An 18919-nucleotide genomic window follows, 5' to 3' on the forward strand; every position below is an offset into this window, starting at 1 on the left:
AAATTAACGAAGGCCGATACGTTGCTCTACTTGAGCAAGAGTAGGTAGCGGCGCTACTGCGCCATAGCCAGTGATGGTGATAGAAGCGGTAGCATTTGCATATTTTAGGCATTCTTGTAGTTCTGCTCCGCGTACATAATGGGTACAGAACGATCCGGCAAATGAGTCACCCGCAGCGGTTGCGTCTACAGCTGTTACTTTGTGTGGTTTAATGCTGAATCGCTCGTGTTGGTTAGCCACTGTAGCGCCTTCTGAACCTTGTTTTAGCACCACAATTTTTGCGCCTAACTGCAAGTAATGATCGATAATTTCATCGGCATGTTTAAGGCCGGTAAGTAGTTGTGCTTCATCAATACTTGGGAAGCAAATATCTACCTGACTGATGGTTTCATTGATGATGGCTTTAGCCCGATTAAGCGACCAAAGCTTTAAACGAAGGTTGGTGTCGTAAGACACCAAGGTATCGGTTTTACGCGCTAGCTCAATGGCGGCAAAAACTGCATCGCAGCTGCTGTCACTAATGGCTTGAGTAATGGCAGTAGTATGTAGCAGCTTGGCATTTGCTATGGCTTCAACAGGAAGATCTTGCTTGGTAATAAGGCTGGCTGCAGAGCCTTTTCTTAGGAATGAAAAGTGATGCCCTTCTTCATTATGGGTAATAAAGTAAACACCCGTGTGCGCACTGGTATTACTTATCACTAAATCACTAGCTACAGATTCGCGTTTCCACAGCGCTCTAAACTGTTCCCCAAACTCGTCATCGCCTAAGTGGGTGATCATGCCCACGTTGGCTCCTTGACGTGCTGCTGCAATGGCGAAGTTAGAAACATCACCACCAAAGCCACTCAAGAAATCTGGCTCCATGGCTTTAGACTGTTTTATTTGGCTGAATTCATACATGGGTTCGCCAAAACTTAATATCTCGCTAAACATGACCTGTCCTATTTGATTGGTTAATAAGAAGGGTTAATCCCTTAATGATGTTGATGGTATGGGATGAATTTATTTTGGTCAACCAAAATGGTTTTTTACTCAGTTGCTTGTGTGGATCAAGCTGTACTAAAGGTTTTTGTTTTTAAGTGTTTGTTTTTAATGTTCTTTTGTTTTTGTTGTCAAGGTGCGCCATTGATCGAAAACAATATTTGGCTACAAATTACTGTATTTTTGTTAGCCATTTGCTCGATATTGGTTTACCATTTTGTGATTGTAGTCACGGCTATCTAACCGTTTTGTCGGTATAAATGCCGTATTGGTTGAACAATTGGATGAGTGAATGGCAGCAAGTAATCAAATAAGCCAGTGTAAAGATCGGTTTAATGAAGTAACAACATACGACAGGGAACAGTTAAGCACCAAGATTGTTCATATCGGTTTTGGCGCTTTTCATCGCGGCCACCAAGCCGTATACAACGACTTAACTAACCAAGCATCTGGCGAGTTATGGGGCATTTGCGAAATCAACATGTTTGGTAGCGAAGACCTAGTTGCCAATTTAGTTGCTCAAGACTGTTTGTTTAGTGTTGTAGAAAAGTCTAAAGACACTACGACTTCTCGCTTAGTTCGTACCGTTACCGAGGCTATTCATACGCCCGTAAGTGGTATTGCAGCGGCTATTGCTAAAATAGCCGAGCCACAAGTAGCGATTGTTTCGCTCACTATTACCGAAAAAGGTTACTGCGTTGACCCACAATCGGGTGAGCTTGATGAAGCAAACGCATTAATTAAACACGATTTAGCAAATCCGCAGCAACCGCAATCAGCTTTAGGCTTGATTACCGAAGCACTGCGAGTTCGTCGCGACAATGGTTTAGCGCCAATTAGCGTATTGTCTTGTGACAACATTCCTGAAAATGGCCACCTAACCAAAAATGCCTTGTTGTCTTACGCTCGTAAGTTAGATAACGAGCTGGCCAGCTGGATTGAGCAAAATGTTAGCTTCCCTAGCACTATGGTTGACCGAATTTGTCCGGCTATGACAGCCGAAGCCTTTGCTGCGATTGAAGCTGAAGTAGGTTACGCCGACCCTTGTGGCGTGGTATGTGAAGATTTTCGTCAATGGGTAGTAGAAGACAACTTTGTAGCTGGTCGCCCAGATTGGGATTTAGCCGGTGCAATGTTTGTTGCTGATGTATTGCCTTACGAAGAAATGAAACTGCGTATGTTAAATGGTAGTCACTCTTTCTTAGCATATAACGGCGCGCTAGCGGGTTACGAGTACATATACCAATGCATGCAAGATCCTGCGTTTAAAGCAGCAACGCTAAAACTGATGACTCAAGAGCAAGCTAAGTCATTAAGCCCAAGCCTTAACGTTGATTTAGCAGAATACGCTGATCTATTGATAGCGCGTTTTAGTAACGCCAACGTAAAACACAAAACTGCGCAGATCGCGATGGACGGCTCTCAAAAGCTTCCGCAACGTGCGGTTGACCCTTTATTGCACCTACAAAATGCCGGCTTAAAAGTAACTTGTTTACCAATTCTTATTGCTGGTTGGATGCATTCGGTTATTCGCGCTGTAAAAGCGGGTGAGCAAATTGTTGACCCATTAGCCGACGAATTTAAACAGATTGTAGAAAGCAACGGCGAAGCGCTAGACCAAGCGAAAGCCTTGTTAGCCATTAACAAAATATTTGGAACGCTTGCTAAAGATAACGCCAAGTTTAGCCAACAGGTGGTATCGGCATTTGCTTCTATCGAAGAATACGGCATTGAGTCAGTTGTAGACTCCATTGCAGCGAATTAGGAAATATCAATGAAAACATTAGTTTGTAACGAACCATTCTCAATTGAGTATGTAGAGCGAGAGAAGCCATCTTTTGCTGAAAACGAAGTACTACTGAAAGTTAAAGCGGTAGGTATTTGTGGCACTGACATTCATGCCTTTGCTGGCCGTCAGCCATTTTTTAGTTACCCGCGGGTACTTGGCCACGAAATTAGTGGTGTAGTTGAAGCCACCGGTAGTGCTTGTAGCACCGCTAAAGTGGGCGAGCGTTTTTCGGTTATTCCGTGTATTCCTTGTGGCGAATGTTCTGCTTGTGCAGAAGGTAAAACCAACTGCTGTGAGAATGTTTCTTTATACGGCGTTCACCAAGATGGCGGCTTTACAGAGTACCTAAGCGTACTTGAAAGCAACCTGGTTAAATTGCCAGATACAGTTAGCGATAGCCAAGGAGCATTGATCGAATGTTTCGCTATTAGTGCCCACGCTGTGCGTCGCGCCGAAATTAAAGCTGGTCAACGGGTATTGCAAGTAGGCGCAGGACCAATTGGCTTAGCGGCAGCTGCCATTGCTAAAGCTAATGGCGCTGAAGTAGTCGTAGCCGACGTAAGTGATGAGCGTCGCGCACATGTAGAAAAAGCTTTGGGTATTAAAACTTTAAATCCTCTTGCGGAAAGTTATGTTGATGACCTAAAAGCAGCCTTTGGCGGCAACCTAGCATGTACCTTATTAGACGCCACAGGAAACAAAGGCTCTATGAGCCGCAGTGTTGAGCTAATCCGCCATGGCGGCAAGATTGTATTCATCGGTTTATACATCGGTGACTTGGTGCTAGACGACCCAACATTCCACAAGAAAGAAACCACATTATTAAGCAGTCGTAACGCTACTCGTGAAGATTTTGAGCGCGTGATTGAGTTAATGAGCAAAGGCGAAATCGACGAAAATATCATGAAAAATCGTGATTATGATTTTGACACCGTTGGTCTTTCTTACCAACAAGATGTAGTGAACAACGCAACGCTTATCAAGGGCGTAATCAACTTTTAGTCGCGCAGGTAAATATGACAACAGTACACGTAAAGGAAGCCGAGTTAAAAGGACTTGCGCTTAACAAACTAATTGCAGCAGGCCTAGACGAAACGACGGCCAAGGAAGTCACCGAAGTATTAGTACACGCAGATGCCACTGGTGTTCATTCACACGGGGTAATGCGCGTAGAACACTATTGTGAGCGTTTAGCCAAAGGTGGTTTGAACCCCAAGGCTACATTTTCAATAGAACAAGTATCGCCTTCGGTAGCGGTATTAGACTCTGATGATGGCATGGGCCATTCGGCGCTTATTGCTGCCACTAAACACGGCATAAACCTAGCTTCTGATACCGGCTTAGGTTTTGTAAGTGTCAAGAATACCTCGCATTGTGGGGCGCTTTCATACTTTATGGAGCAAGCCACAAGTGCGGGTATGATTGCCATTGGTATGACTCAAACCGATACCTGCGTAGCACCTCATGGCGGTGCGGCTAAGTTTTTAGGAACTAACCCTATCGCCTTTGGTTTTCCGGTTGAAGGCTCAACGCCAATGATCATTGACATGGCCACCAGTGCAACCGCATACGGCAAGTTACTGCATGCCAAAGAAACTGGCCAATCGATTGGCAAGGGCTTAGCCATTGATGCAGACGGTAACGAAACCACCGACCCGCACAAAGTAGCTAACTTGCTGCCATTTGGTGGACATAAAGGTTCTGGCATTGCACTAGCAATTGATGCGCTAACGGGTATTTTGATGGGCGCTAATTTTGGTAACCATATTGTGAAAATGTATGGTGACTACGAAAAAATGCGTAAATTGGCGAGCTTAGTCATAGTGATTGATCCTAAGAAGCTCGGTAACCCTATGTTTGCAGTAATGATGGCAACAATGGTCAAGGAACTGCATGAAGTTCCACCGGTACCTGGAGTAGATAAGGTACTTGCTCCAAATGACCTTCAAGTGGCTTATCGTGCAGAGTGCGATCTTAATGGTATTCCTGTTGCGCAAGGTGTTTACGACTATCTAGTGAGCTAAGTTTTTTAAAAAGGTAGCAACATGGTGTCGCTCTGTGTTGCTACTAGCCTAGGTGCTCTCCTGCAATGGTTCCGCGGGCGCCTAGGTTTCTCCGCAATTTTATCTGTGACTAGTCTTTAGTTACGGCGCCTTTCTTATTGGTATTACTTATTGTTTTTTATGGTTTTTTGTTGGCTTTGAGTTTTCCAAATGTCGCTTTAGCTCACATTAGAACTTTAATTGGTATGCTAATTTTGTAATCTGGTTATCCAATATTGCTTAGTGGTTGTCCAAATATTGGTTTTGGTTATCCTTTTAAGGGAGGAAATATTGTGTTGTTTAAAAAGAGCAACTTAGCAATCCTAGTATCAGTAGTATTAGCTGGGATATCTACATCAAACGTTATTGCAGATGACACTAAGCAGTCTAGTGAAAATGCAGCTACTTCGGGTGACATGACAAGTGCGGCAACGCCGCTTAATTTTACCGAACCCGCAGTACTAGAAAAAATTACCAATAGTCATAGTCAGTTTTCGGTTGTTAAAAAAACTGCTGAGCAAAGAAAAGATGGCTTAAAGATGAATTTTGATGCGATCTCTGAAGCCGAGGCGCAATCTAAATGGCCAAACGTAAAAATCCACTCTAAGGCTGGCCCTTGGGATTGGAATACCAAAGGCGGCTTAAAAGTTGCTCTAGAAAACCCAGGCAGTGAAGACGTTCGCATCGAAATGAAAGTGAGCGATAACATTGGCATTATGGGATCGGCCGACAACCAAGTTGATCTACCAATTATTTTGCCTGCGGGCAAAACCACCACCGTAGACTTTTTGTTTAACGGTACCCAAATGAATATCGATGGCTACCGTGGTGGTGCTAAGTTAAACCTAAAAAGCATTGCCGAAATCCAATTCTATTCAGTGGGGCCTATCGCTGCACAAGAAGTGATAATTCGTGATATTAACTTTATTGAAAGAACTGGTGATTTTGTAAAATCAGAAGCGCGTGAAGCGGAAGTTATTGCTGCCCCCATTCCAACTATTTTAGCTCTGTCTGATTTTGATGACGGCTCAAAAGGCATTGTTAGCCAAACCCATGGCACAACCATCACCTCAGTAGAGCGTGATGAGGGGAAAGGCCTGAAAATTGATTACTCCGCAAACGCGTCCTACCCCAGTGTAACTTTTAGCGCCGACAAACCTTGGAATTGGTCTGAACACGGTGACTTTACCTTAGCCTTTGATGTTGAAAACATTAGTGATGTTGGCGCACAGTTATTTATTCGTGTAGATGATGACGTAAACGAGAAGCAAGGCGGTAGTGCAAATGGTGTTATTCATAGTCGAACTGGTTATGTTCAGCTACCAGCAGGCGAAGCGGGTACTTACTACTTCACTTTAGAAGAGCTAGCTAAAACGCTTGATTCTGGAATGCGAGGCGAGCCACCGAAGAAGTCTTATCAAGCGCAAGCAATCAACTTTGGCTGGGGTGAGCAGAAGCTAGACCTAAGCAATATTGTTAGCTTCCAACTCTATATGCAAGATCTGCAGACTGATCTGAGTTTAGTCATCGACAACATTCGTTTAGTGCCTAACTTGAGCGCTGATACTAGCCGCTATGAAGGCTTGCTGGATGAATTTGGTCAATTTACCAATGAAGACTGGGCAGAAAAAATTCACTCAGCTGAAGAGCTGCAAGCTCATGCAAAAGCCGATGTTAAGTTGATTGATTCGGCCAAACCCATGGACGACCGTACGCTCTATGGCGGTTGGAAAAACGGACCTAAACTAGAAGCGACAGGTTACTTTAGAACTGAGAAAGTAGATGGGAAATGGTCTTTAGTTGATCCAAGCGGTTATCTGTATTTTGCCACGGGTTTAGACAACATTCGCATGGACGATACCTACACCACCACTGGAGTTAGCTTCACCGATTTGGTGTTGTCGGAAGATCTTAGCTTGCGTCCTAGCCAGATTTCTCAAGACAGTTACGTAGACAACCAAGATGCACGTTCAGTGGCTTCGCAGTTACGTAATAGCATGTTTACTTGGCTGCCTAGCTACCAAGATGCCTTGGCGCAAAACTACCAATATTCCACCATGATTCACACCGGCCCGCTTGAGCATGGCGAAGTTTATAGCTTTTACAGTGCTAACTTGCAGCGTAAATATGCGCCAGATTCTCGCGATGAGGCGATTGCGGTTTGGCGCGACGTAACCCTAGCTCGTATGTTGGATTGGGGATTTACCTCGTTAGGCAACTGGGCTGATCCAAGTTTCTACGGTAATCAAAAAGTTGCTTATGTTGCCAATGGCTGGATCGTGGGTGATCACCAACGGATTAATACCGGTAACGATTACTGGGGACCAATGCACGATCCTTACGACCCAGAGTTTGTTGAGTCTGTGAAAACCATGGCTAAGCAAGTTGCCGCAGAGGTAAAGCAAGACCCATGGTGTATTGGCACCTTTGTGGATAACGAAATGAGCTGGGGTAACACCGAGTTTGATGCTAACCACTATGCCTTAGCGATTGCTGCTTTGCGTGCTGATGCTAAAAATAGCTTTGCTAAAGCTGCGTTTGTTGGCTTGTTAGAAGCGAAATATGCAAAAGACTTAAACGCACTTAATCAAGCCTGGGGAAGCGAGCTTAAATCATGGGATGAACTGGCTAAAGGCTATGTGCATCAAGGTGAGTTGAACGACGCACTTAAGGCTGATTACAGCATGTTCTTGGCTGACCACTCTGATCGTTACTTTGCGATTGTACAGCAACAGATGAAGCAGGTATTACCTAACCACCTTTACCTAGGGGCGCGTTTTACTGAGTGGGGGATCACGCCAGAAGCTGCAAATAGTGCTGCACAATATGTAGATGTAATGAGCTACAACCTCTACGGCAATGATATGTCGAAGGGCGATTGGAGCCACCTTGCCGAGTTGGATATGCCAAGCATTATTGGTGAGTTCCACTTTGGTGCTACCGACAGTGGTATGTTCCATCCAGGTCTAGTGGCTGCAGATACCCAACAAGGGCGTGCCGAGAAGTATGCCCACTATATGGATAGCGTTATTGCTAATCCTTACTTTGTTGGTGCGCATTGGTTCCAGTACTTAGATTCGCCAACTACTGGTCGAGCTTGGGACGGGGAAAACTACAACAATGGTTTTGTCACTGTAGCTGACTCGCCCTATGAAAAACTGGTAGCAGGAGCTGCAGAAGTTAACCGTAAGCTGTATCCGCAGCGTTACCCAGAGCTGGTGAAGTAGGCTCTGTTTGTAGCCAAAAGACGAGCCTAGCTCGTCTTTTGTTTTATCTAAATCACTATAAAAATCATTACACTAAACGCGTAGTAAGGAAACATATGCCCACTATCATAGACGTAGCAAAAAAAGCTGGCGTGTCTGTTGCCACAGTATCGCGAATAATTAATCAAACCACCTTTGTTAGTGAAGCCAAAGTGGAAAAAGTAAATCAGGCGATAAAAGCACTGAACTTTATCCCAAATTATCACGCGCAAAATCTCACTAATAACCCTAAAATTGGTCCTGCGATGATTGTGCAGTCAATACAAGATCCGCTTACCGCCACTTTGCTAAAAGCTTTGTCGGCAGAGGCATCTAGTAACTCAATGCCGCTACACTTGGTTTCTGGTGCGCATTCAGAAGCACAAGAAATTGAGATGTTAGAAAACTACTTAAGCCTTGGAGTGCAGTCCTTATATTTTGAAAGTGTGTATATGGCAGACGCTAGACTGAGCGAATTTATGCGTTTACACCCCGGTTTATTGGTTGCTAAACGTTATTTATCCAGCCATGCCAAACAGTGTTTGCATTTAGACATTGTTACCAGCCTTTGGCTGGCAGTAAAACTGTTGGTGGAGCACGGTCATAAGCATATTACGGTAATGTGTGAAGCGCAGCAGTACTTCGCTATTGAACAAGGCTTAAGCCATATCGATAGCCCATTTAAGCAAGCTAACATTACTCTTAGTCGCTTATCCCATGATCCCAACGACTGCTTGAGTAGTGATGCTTTGTCGTCGCCAGCTTCAGCTTTTATTTGTTTGTCAGCGCGTTTGAGCTGGCCGGTATGGCAACAGCTAAAAGAGCAGCTGAGCTGTACTAAGCCTTTTGAATTTATTGGCTCGTCCAATAATGCAGCAGACAGCAAAGCCAGCTATAGCACTCTCTATTACCCCGTGCAGGCAATGGCGCAGCAAGCCTTAAGCTTCTTAAGTAGTCAACAGCAGGCTATTCCCAAAGTGTTTATGGCGCAGCTTCAAGAGCGTTACTCAGATCAAGAGTTGGGTTATTTAAGTGATTTAGGAGCAACCGCTTAATGCTAGAACAGCAAGCTAGTTAGGCTAGCTTGCTGTTCTTTATCGCCTAGGCTTACTCAAGTATAAAGCGTTGTACTTTAAAGAAGCCCTCAGGCGTGGTAATTCTCACTAGAATATTTTCTTCTTCTCCAGTGTATTTTATTAACGCTAGGGCCCGACCTTGATGGGTGTCTATGTGGCTTGCGTTAAAGGCTTGCACGCTGGCTGGGTGGCCATTATCTAGCCCCACTAACTCGGCTGGACCGGTTAGCTCAAAACTTAGTTGGGTGTTTTGATGACTAACCGGTTTTCCTTCGTTATCTGCCAATTGTACTACCAGATGCTGGTATCCCGCTTGACCCTTCTTTAAAGGAGCGCCTTCAACAGTTACCACTAAGTCACTGGCGGCTTGAGTGGTGCTAAGGCGGTGGGTTGCCAACACTTTACCATCGGTTTTAGCTAGAGCGACCAGCTCCCCAGGTTGAAACGGCAAGGCCCAGCGAAACATTCTATCAGCTTGGTCAGCAAGTTGTTTGCTGCCAATTGTTCGCCCGTTGAGTTGCAGCTCTACCTCTTGGCAATTGCTGATGACTTCAATGGCGATTAATTGGTTGCTGCTAAAATTCCAATGTTGTTGTTGCTCTGGCCAAATCCACAGTTTTCTTTTCCAAGCTTGTGGGTCGCGCTCTTCAAGGCTCAAACTATCGGTTTTATATACAAAGCGTTCTTCATCAAATACCTGATTATGAATTTGCACCATGGGCGTGTTGGTCCACAGTGATTGAAATAGGTAGTAGGGTGCCTTTTTAAAGCCAGCAGTATCGAGTAAGCCAGCGGCTAGTGCCTTAGTTGGCCACTGTTGATGTACCTCACCCAAGTAATCAATACCGGTCCATAGGAATAAACCCGCGACATGTGAGCGCTCACTTACCGCCTTCCACTCGTGCCACTGGGGTAGTGCTTCGTTACTTATAATAGGAAGCTCGGGGTGATGCTGGTGGCCATAGTCATAAAGCACTTGCCGGTAACTAAAGCCAATTACATCTAAGGATTTTGCATAACCATTTAAATAGCTTACCGAGGGCAATATACAGTTGGCGGTAACGGGTCTTGATACATCTTCTTCGCGCACCCATTGCGCTAATTGATGAGCTGTTTTGCCTATGTCATAGTCATGATGGGGTAGGGTCTTGAGCTTTTTTCTGATTTGCTGGGGGGAGTTTGGCGGCAGGTTCCAGAAGTAATTGCCATTCCAGTTAGCATCGAAAAAGCCGGTTGCTTCTACATTTCTTGGGTAGGTCCATTCTATTTCGTTGCCGATGCTCCACATGAAAATGCATGGGTGGTTGATGTGAGCTCTTAAGGCATTTTTGAGGTCTTGTTTAGCGTGAGTTTGAAAATGCTCCGCATAACCTCGCGAGGCTGCATCATTATGCTGCTCATTCATGTTCAGGCGTTTGTCTTTGGGGAAGTCCCATTCATCAAAAAACTCGTCTTGAACTAAAAAGCCTAAACGGTCGCACAGTGATAGCAGCACTTCAGATGAGGGATTATGTGCCATTCTAATCGCATTTACGCCAGCTTCTTTTAGCCTAGTGAGTCGACGTTCCCATACGGCCTCTGGCACAGCTGCGCCCACTAAGCCACCATCGTGATGTAAACAAACACCTTTAATTTTGGTGGCTTGCCCATTCAAGAAGAAGCCCTGCTGGCTGTTAAAATGAAAATCTCTAAGGCCAAAGGTTGTAGTGATGCAATCTAACTCTTTAGAGCCAGCAGTTAGCTTGGTGGTCATTTGGTAAAGTGTTGGGGAGTCGGGAGACCACAGTTTGGGTTGCAATATGTCACAGCTAAAGGCAAAGGCTTGTTCTGTATTGCTTAGTGTTGCTTGATGTTGATAACTGGCGACTGGGCGCCCGGTAGCTAACTCAACGATATGGCTATCTATTTGAATATGTTGATTTAGCTGCTCAGTCACCACCTTAAATTTGTGTAATATTTGAGCGAAGCCTTGGTTTATTTCTATGCTATCAACAACGCTACTCCAAATGGGAATGTGCACAGCGTTTACCATTATCAGTTTTACTTCTCGATAAATGCCTGCTCCGGGATACCAGCGGCTGTCGGCTATCCGGCTGCGGTCTACTTTTATTTTCAGCTGATTATCGGTCGCTTTTAAATACTGGCTGATCTCGAAGTAAAATGGTGAGTAACCATAGTGTTGTTTACCCAGCAATTGTTGGTTTAACCATAGGCTAGCGTTGTTATAAATCCCATCAAATAAGATAAATACCCGTTGGCCTTTTTTTAGCTCTTTCATATCAAAGCTTTTTTGGTACCAACCAATTCCACCCGGCAAGTAGGCCGTTGCGCCTTCGAGTTGAGATGAAAATGGCTGCTCAATGCTCCAGTCGTGGGGCAGGGTAACGCTGCGCCAGTCATTTTCAGTGGTTGAGTGATGGGCGGTTTGTAATTGGAACTGCCAATTAGCATTAAAATCGATGGTTTGGCGTGATGGTCTAGGCGTTTTGCTGGAAATAGACATGAAATCTCGGCGTACAGAAAATAGAGAGTGATAGCTATCGCGCTAAGAGTTAATAGTTAGCCCACCTGGTGGTGGGCTAACAGTGTATTTAATTTGAATTTTGATAGGTTGAAGCATCAAGAATTTGTTTCTTCACCCGGTAACGGCAAATGTAGTTCCAGTTCCAAGAGGCGTCATACTTGTGGCATAAGCCCCATTCAAGGCCGGGTGATTCTATGCCAGTATTTTGATTTGGGCGGAATATGCCAAGCGCTTCCGGTGCGCCTTTAATGTACGACATGATCTCAAAGTTAATACCATCAGCTGCCCATTGTACGGTATTTTTTTCTGGGCCGTCGGTGGTGATAAGCGACGCTATGCCACCATCTTTGTGCCAAACAGCCACTTCGTGGCCACTGTTTGAGATAGGGTTGTATTCTGATTTTACGTAGGGACCAAGAATGTCTTTTGCTATTGCTACACCGTGTTTAATCTCGCGACCACCCATGTTCATTTCTTCACCCATGGTTTCACCTTTGTAGTAAAGGTAGAACTCACCCTTGAAGAACATTAGGCAAGGATCGTGCACTTTATGGCTGTCGAAGCTGCCTTTTGAGTTGACTAAGAAGCGGTTGTCTTCTTCGGTGCGCCATTCGCCATCTTTAGCTGGGCTTAAAATTGGCGCGGGTGACTTGGTCCATGGGCCAAATGGGCTATCGGCCCAAGCAATGGCAATTTCTTCAAATTGACGGTTGGTATAAGGTGCTTGAACAGTCTGGTAAACCAAGTAGTACTTACCTTCGTGGGCTAACACTTCTGGAGTGAATACTGCGCGGTCGTCGTAGGCTCCTGCTTCACCTGGAGCAATGGCACAACCGTGTTCATTCCAAGTAATGCCATCTTCAGAGCTGGCGTGCCAAACTTCAGTAAGATCCCACGGGAACACCTTGTCTTTTGGATTACCGGTAAAGCCGAGGGTTTCCCCTTCGCCTTTGGTATACCAGCAGTGGTAAGTCCCATCCACTTCAATTACTGCAGTGGGATCGCGACGAATAACACCTTCTTCAAAAGCAAAGTCACCTTTTAAGCTTTGCTCTTCAAACTCAACCATCCACTCAGGCCCTTTATTATCGTAACCACGCTCAATAGCGCGTTTACTCGCCAAGCTTAGCTTGCTACCTGTCCCTGACATATCTACCTCTATTTGTTGAAAATCTAAATTGTTTAATAACTTCTGGCTACAAAGGTAAACCAATTTTGGTTAATGGTACATTAACTTGCTCTCAAGCAGCTATTGAGATGAAAGAAAAGTGACCAATGACACACTTTTGTAACTTAATTATTAGCTTTCATAATCCTCTTGTTTAATTCAATAATGGTTTTGTATGACAAGCTTTGTACGCGCCAACCCGCATGAACAAAGGCTTGGTAAATGTTAACGCCTATTAACTTATCAACCAATTAGCGGTTTCACTTCGCATTTTGCCAACCAATGACTGTATTTATGTCGAAATGTTAGCGGCGTCACTTTAAATTGGTTGATCATTATGTACGATGAACCTAGTTATTTAGATATTGGTTTACCAGTGCGCTAGGCATTGAGTAGCTATCGCAAAATTAATGGAGTAATCATGAAAACCGATTCTAACCGAGTCGCCATGGGCAAAGTTTGCCTTATGTACTTTTTTTACAACTTCTTCTGGTCGTTAAGCTCAGGTTCTTTATTTGCTGTATGGCTGAATGACAAAGTTGGCATTGATGGCTCTCAGATTGGCGTATTGTTTGGCTTGCAAACCGGTATTGCAGTTTTGTTTAAGCCTGCTTTTGGCTATATCCTCGATAAGCTTGGTCTTAAAAAACACCTCATATACTTTATCTCTTTCTTAAGTTTGTTAATTGGTCCTTTCTACATTTATGTATACGGCCCACTACTGGGTAACGATTCAACATTTGTATTGGGTATTGTGGCAGGTTCTGTGTACTTGGGTATGTTGTTCCAAGCGGGTAGTGGTGTTATCGCTTCTTACAGCGACCGTTTTGCGCGTTGCCATGATAACGATTTCGGACTGGTTAACGGCTTTGGTATCGCGGCTTGGGGGGTATCGGCAGTATTGGCTGGTTACCTTTACAACATCAATCCAGACTTTATTTTCTACGCTTGTAGTATTGCAGCCTTGTTAATGTTGACCTGTGCTTGGTTGCTTAAAGTTAGCCATTTAGAAGACGTAGATAACGATGTTATCTCGCAAGAAAAGATCCAAAAAGAAGACGTTATTCGTTTATTGAAGAATCCTAAAATGTGGGCCTTCATGACTTATGCGGGCACTATCTCGGTAGTGTTTTGGACATCGATGAGCCAGTTTACTCGTTACTTTATTAGCTTCTTCCCTACCCAAGAGGAAGGTATTTCCTTTAGCTCTAATATGGACGGGCTTACTGCTATCTTCCTGTTCTTTGTAAGTGCTGGTGTGCCTTTCATTATTCGTAAAATTGGTGCTAAAGGCAGCTTAATTCTTACTGCTGTTGGTATTACCTCATTCTTATTGATGATTGGTTTTGCTGGCTTGGGGGAGAAAAATCTCTACTTAGCCGTTGTCGCTAAATTGCTATTCGGCATCGTTAATCCGCTGTTGATTGTGTCGGTATTTGCTTACACCGCCGAGCAGTTTGATAAGAAAGTTAATTCCTTCACTTACATGTTTGGATTCCAAGTGGTTAATAACCTGATGACGGCCATTGCTGCGCCAGTTATGGGGGTGATGTACGACCAACATGGATTCCCACATAGCTATATCTATTTTGGTGTGTTCGCTGCTGTTGCCACGGTATTGGCGATGTTCACACTAAGTTCCAAGAAGACGCTGACTACAACAGATAAACAAGAAACTGTAGCAGCTTAAATAATCGAAACACTATTTTTAAATAAGGATGTTAGGTAAACGTATGAAAACACGTATTTTTGCACTATCCGCTTTAGCGCTATCTTGCAGCATGGCTAATGCACAAGAAGCGGCTTTAGATTACTTAGGAGCCCAAGTGGTTGAAGGCGCTCGTTTCTGGGGCTACGGCCGCGGTGGTACGGGTACTTCAACAGATAAAGTAATGGGCTTGCGCTCTGATTTAGCCAACAATGGCTTTAACATTATCGAAACTGCAGGTAACCCACATGCACAAACCGGGCGTTTAGGTAACGAAGGTAACTTCGCCGAATTCCACGTTGACTATGGCATTGTGTTAAACGACATGAACTGGGTGATCAAAACCAACATTGCTTCAGATATGAAAAAATTCAATCTAGATGAATGGTGGGTAGCAGGCCAAGGTGTATTTAAATCTAACCCTGGTGCAGTAATTTGGGTAGGTAAACGTTATTACCAACGTTATAAAGCAGAAATTCTCGATTACCACATGCTACAAAACGATGGTATCGGTGCCGGTATTGATGACTGGGACTTTGGTTTTGCTAAGTTTAACTTAGGTGTAACAAAGCAGGAAAACGGCGATAGCTACGGAAGTGACTTCTGTTCAATTACTGATCCAACTTATGCTTGTGATAGCAGTGGTCGTTCTGGCTACCGCGGTGGATACCACTCTGTTAACACCCGTTTACATGGTATGAAAATTACCGACAATATTGCAGCGGGCTTATTCTTCAACTACGGCTTCTACGCAGGTTCAGATACGTCCTTGAGCGAAAACGGCAGCATGACTGCTAAAGATATGAAGCCAAATAGCTATCAAGCTGGTTTCCAAATCAAGCAAGGTGAATGGGCTGATTTTAACGAATTAGTTGTACGTTACAGCAGTGATATTGGCAAGTCGATGACTCAAGATTGGTTAGATACGCCGTCAAGTCAAATTGGTGCTTTCTTCCAAGGTATGCAAGAGCTTGGCGACTCATTCCGCATTCAGTACGCCTTAGTATATGAAGGTCAGAAGTTTGATGATGAGGCTCTAAAACGTAATTTAGTATCTATCGATAAGTCTGATTGGGGCAACGTTACCATTCGTCCTACTTACATCTGGGATGACCGTTTCTCAACTGATCTAGAATTGAGCTACGACCAAATCAAGCTTAATGCTCGTGAAGGTTACGGCGAGAGCGGTACTAACTCATCTTACAAAGTGACTTTGTCGCAAAACGTACATATCGGTGGCACCTTCTGGGATCGTCCAGTACTACGTTTCTTCGTAACTTATGGTAAATCAGATACCGACACAACGGTGTATAACAACCGTCATGGTCAAGGTGTAGATAACCCAAGTTGGGAATGGCGTCATAACCCTTACGTAACAGAGAAAGGTAAAAACTCTGCTACTACAGTTGGCGCCCAATTCGAAACGTGGTGGTAGGCCACCAATAGTTATACCCACTTAGCACTAGTGCCCGTAAGCCTTGGCTTACGGGCCTCCCACTCGTAATGGTAGAAGTTATGAAATTTACAAAAAATAAAATTGCTGCGCTGTTATCGCTCACTTTGTTGGGTGTGTACGGATGTGGTTCAACTCCTAGCTCGAGCGACGCCGAAGGCGCTGTTGAAGATGTAGGCGGAACGATTCCTGATTTTGAATCGGCTGCTTTTTTCAAAAAAGTTAAAAAAGATCATGCTAAAGCCGAAGTGGTTAGTGACCAAGGTGTTACTAACGGTAGTAGTGCGCTAAAAGTTAGCTTTGATTCTGTCTCTGAGGCTAATAAATTTAAGTACTGGCCAAATGTTAAGGTGCATCCAGATTCTGGCTTTTGGAACTGGAATGCGAAAGGCAGCTTAAGCCTAGACATTACCAATCCAACTGATAGCCCAGCAAACATCATTTTAAAATTGGCTGACAACGTGGGCGTAATGGGCTCTGGTGACAACCAATTAAACTACGCGGTTAATGTACCCGCAGGTGAAACTGTGCCAGTTGAGATGTTATTTAACGGCACCAAACGTAAGTTAGATGGCTACTGGGGTGGCGAGAAAATCAACTTACGTAACATTGTAGAATTCCAAATCTTTGTGCAAGGCCCAATGGATGCACAAACAGTCATTATTGATAACTTTAACTTAGTGGATGCTACTGGCGACTTTATTGAAGCCTCTGGTCAAGAAGTTAAGGTAAGCGGTCCAATTCCAACGGTTGCTTCAATTACTAGCTTTGATGAAGGCCAACCTACCTTTGTTGCTTTTGACCGCAGTGCAGCGGCAACGGTAACCGAGTTAAAAACCGACATGGGCGGTTTGCTAGCTGTTAAATTAGCGGCGACTAACGCCTACCCTAATATCACTTTTAAAGCGCCACAACCTTGGGACTGGAGCGAGTACGGTGATTTTAGTTTAGCGTTTGATTTAGAAAGCAAAACTGATGAACCTTTACAGTTATTTGTTCGCGTTGATGACGCTGAAAATGAAAACTGGGGCGGTACTGCAAACGGCGTAGTTGACAGTATGTCTAGCTACGTAACGCTAGCACCTGGTGACGACGGTACCTTCTACTTGCCTTTAGGTCAAACCGGTAGCCAAATCGTTTCTGGTATGCGGGCTGAGCCACCTAAAAAGTCCTACAATGCGCAAGCGATTAGTTATGGCTGGGGTGAGAAAAGCTTAGATACTTCTAATATTGTCTCTTTCCAGTTGTACCTGCAAAACCCAACTAAGGATGCAGAATTCAATATTAAGAGCGTTCGACTTATTCCGAATATTGATGCAGATGCTACCCGCTATGAAGGGTTGATTGACCAATACGGTCAGTATACAGGCGCTGATTGGCCGAAAAAAATTACCGAAGATGAAGAGCTGCAGACGATGGGTAAGCTGGCAAAAATGTCGCTTAAATCAACCAGCCAAATGCCAGGTCGAAGCATTTACGGCGGTTGGGCCGATGGTCCTAAGTTGAAAGCTACAGGTTTCTTCCGTACTGAAAAAGTAGATGGTAAGTGGTCGTTGGTTGACCCTCAAGGCAACTTGTTCTTCGCAACTGGTGTCGACAACATTCGGATGGACGACACAGTAACGATTACTGGCCACGACTTTTCTGACAAAGACAAACGTAGCGGCAAAGAAGTAGCGTCAGAAGTTCGTCGCTCAATGTTTACTTGGTTACCTGAAGATGACGATTCATTAGCAGAAAACTACGACTACGCCGATTGGGTGCATTCAGGTGCACTTAAAAAGGGTGAAGTGTTTAGTTTCTACGGTGCTAACTTGCAACGCAAATATGGTGGTACTTTCTCTGAAGCTGAAAAAGTTTGGAAAGACATTACCATAGATCGCATGGTTGATTGGGGCTTCACTACGCTAGGCAACTGGGCCGACCCAATGTTCTACGACAACAAAAAAGTTGCTTACGTAGCTAACGGTTGGGTTTTTGGTGACCACGCACGCATTAGCACTGGTAACGACTACTGGGGGCCTATTCACGATCCGTTTGACCCAGAGTTTGTAAACAGCGTTAAAGCGATGACCAAAAAGCTTATGACTGAAGTAGACAAAAATGATCCATGGATGATGGGTGTGTTTGTCGACAACGAAATTAGCTGGGGTAATACCAAAAACGATGCTAACCATTTTGGTTTAGTGGTAAACGCACTTAGTTACGACATGAAGAAGAGCCCGGCTAAAGCAGCCTTTACCGCTCACTTAAAAGAGAAGTACTGGGCGATTGAAGATCTAAACACTAGCTGGGGCGTAAAAGTTGCGTCGTGGGCAGAGTTTGAAAAATCATTTGACCACCGCTCTCGCTTAAGCAAGAACATGAAAAAAGATTATGCCGAAATGCTAGAAATGCTTTCTGCTAAATACTTCTCAACGGTTCGTGCGGAGCTTAAAAAAGTACTGCCTAATCACCTATATCTAGGCGCACGCTTTGCAGACTGGGGTGTTACGCCAGAGATTGCCAAAGGTGCTGCACCTTACGTAGACGTGATGAGCTACAACTTGTACGCCGAAGACCTTAACTCAAAAGGTGATTGGAGCAAGTTAGCTGAGCTAGATAAGCCAAGCATTATTGGTGAGTTCCACTTTGGTGCTACTGACTCAGGCTTATTCCACGGCGGGATCGTGTCGGCAGCTAGCCAGCAAGATCGTGCTAAGAAATACACCAACTACATGAACAGTATTGCTGACAACCCTTACTTTGTAGGCGCTCACTGGTTCCAGTACATTGACTCTCCAACAACCGGTCGTGCTTGGGATGGTGAAAACTACAACGTAGGTTTCGTTTCAATTACTGATACACCATACGTTCCATTGGTTGAAGCTGCTAAGAAATTCAACCAGGACGTTTACAAGCTTCGTTATCAAAAATAATCGCCACAACGATTT

General features: G+C 44.3%; 11 protein-coding genes. 8 read left to right on the forward strand and 3 right to left on the reverse strand.

All coding sequences use genetic code 11. The features are described from left to right. Positions 1-3 precede the first annotated feature (3 nt). Positions 4-933 (reverse strand): sugar kinase, encoded by a 930-nt coding sequence (locus K5L93_RS13895; protein ID WP_220720368.1) that lies wholly within the window; start codon positions 931-933, stop codon positions 4-6. Positions 934-1273: 340 nt separating this feature from the next. On the opposite strand from K5L93_RS13895, the gene K5L93_RS13900 reads away from it, so the two are divergent. From K5L93_RS13900 to K5L93_RS13920, 5 genes are all read left to right on the forward strand, one after another. Then, positions 1274-2746, forward strand: a complete 1473-nt coding sequence (locus tag K5L93_RS13900; RefSeq protein ID WP_220720369.1) for a mannitol dehydrogenase family protein — start codon at positions 1274-1276, stop codon at positions 2744-2746. Positions 2747-2755: 9 nt separating this feature from the next. Further along, on the forward strand, positions 2756-3772 hold the full coding sequence (locus tag K5L93_RS13905; RefSeq protein WP_220720370.1) for a zinc-binding alcohol dehydrogenase family protein: 1017 nt from the start codon (positions 2756-2758) through the stop codon (positions 3770-3772). A gap of 14 nt (positions 3773-3786) precedes the next feature. Beyond that, positions 3787-4794 carry an Ldh family oxidoreductase gene (locus K5L93_RS13910; RefSeq protein WP_220720371.1) on the forward strand — a complete coding sequence of 336 codons (1008 nt, stop codon included), beginning with the start codon at positions 3787-3789 and terminating at the stop codon, positions 4792-4794. Positions 4795-5105: 311 nt separating this feature from the next. Continuing rightward, positions 5106-8039, forward strand: coding sequence for a beta-galactosidase (locus tag K5L93_RS13915; protein ID WP_220720372.1), 2934 nt, complete (start codon positions 5106-5108; stop codon positions 8037-8039). A gap of 95 nt (positions 8040-8134) precedes the next feature. Then, positions 8135-9112, forward strand: coding sequence for a LacI family DNA-binding transcriptional regulator (locus K5L93_RS13920; RefSeq protein WP_220720373.1), 978 nt, complete (start codon positions 8135-8137; stop codon positions 9110-9112). Between the two features lie 52 nt (positions 9113-9164). On the opposite strand, the gene K5L93_RS13925 is transcribed toward K5L93_RS13920, so the two are convergent. After that, positions 9165-11636: a glycoside hydrolase family 2 TIM barrel-domain containing protein gene (locus K5L93_RS13925; protein ID WP_220720374.1), complete on the reverse strand. Its 2472-nt coding sequence runs from the start codon at positions 11634-11636 to the stop codon at positions 9165-9167. Positions 11637-11724: 88 nt separating this feature from the next. Beyond that, positions 11725-12807 carry a glycoside hydrolase family 117 protein gene (locus K5L93_RS13930; protein WP_220720375.1) on the reverse strand — a complete coding sequence of 361 codons (1083 nt, stop codon included), beginning with the start codon at positions 12805-12807 and terminating at the stop codon, positions 11725-11727. Between the two features lie 439 nt (positions 12808-13246). Between K5L93_RS13930 and K5L93_RS13935 the strand changes: the two genes are divergently transcribed. From K5L93_RS13935 to K5L93_RS13945, 3 genes are all read left to right on the forward strand, one after another. Continuing rightward, on the forward strand, positions 13247-14515 hold the full coding sequence (locus K5L93_RS13935) for an oligosaccharide MFS transporter (protein ID WP_220720376.1): 1269 nt from the start codon (positions 13247-13249) through the stop codon (positions 14513-14515). Between the two features lie 43 nt (positions 14516-14558). Next, the gene (locus K5L93_RS13940; protein ID WP_220720377.1) at positions 14559-15968 is read left to right on the forward strand and encodes a carbohydrate porin; all 1410 of its coding nucleotides are present in this window, start codon (positions 14559-14561) and stop codon (positions 15966-15968) included. A gap of 80 nt (positions 15969-16048) precedes the next feature. Beyond that, the gene (locus tag K5L93_RS13945) at positions 16049-18904 is read left to right on the forward strand and encodes a beta-galactosidase (RefSeq protein WP_220720378.1); all 2856 of its coding nucleotides are present in this window, start codon (positions 16049-16051) and stop codon (positions 18902-18904) included. Positions 18905-18919: the final 15 nt, after the last annotated feature.

It is taken from the genome of Agarivorans litoreus (assembly GCF_019649015.1).
GTDB classification, from domain to species: Bacteria; Pseudomonadota; Gammaproteobacteria; order Enterobacterales; family Celerinatantimonadaceae; genus Agarivorans; species Agarivorans litoreus.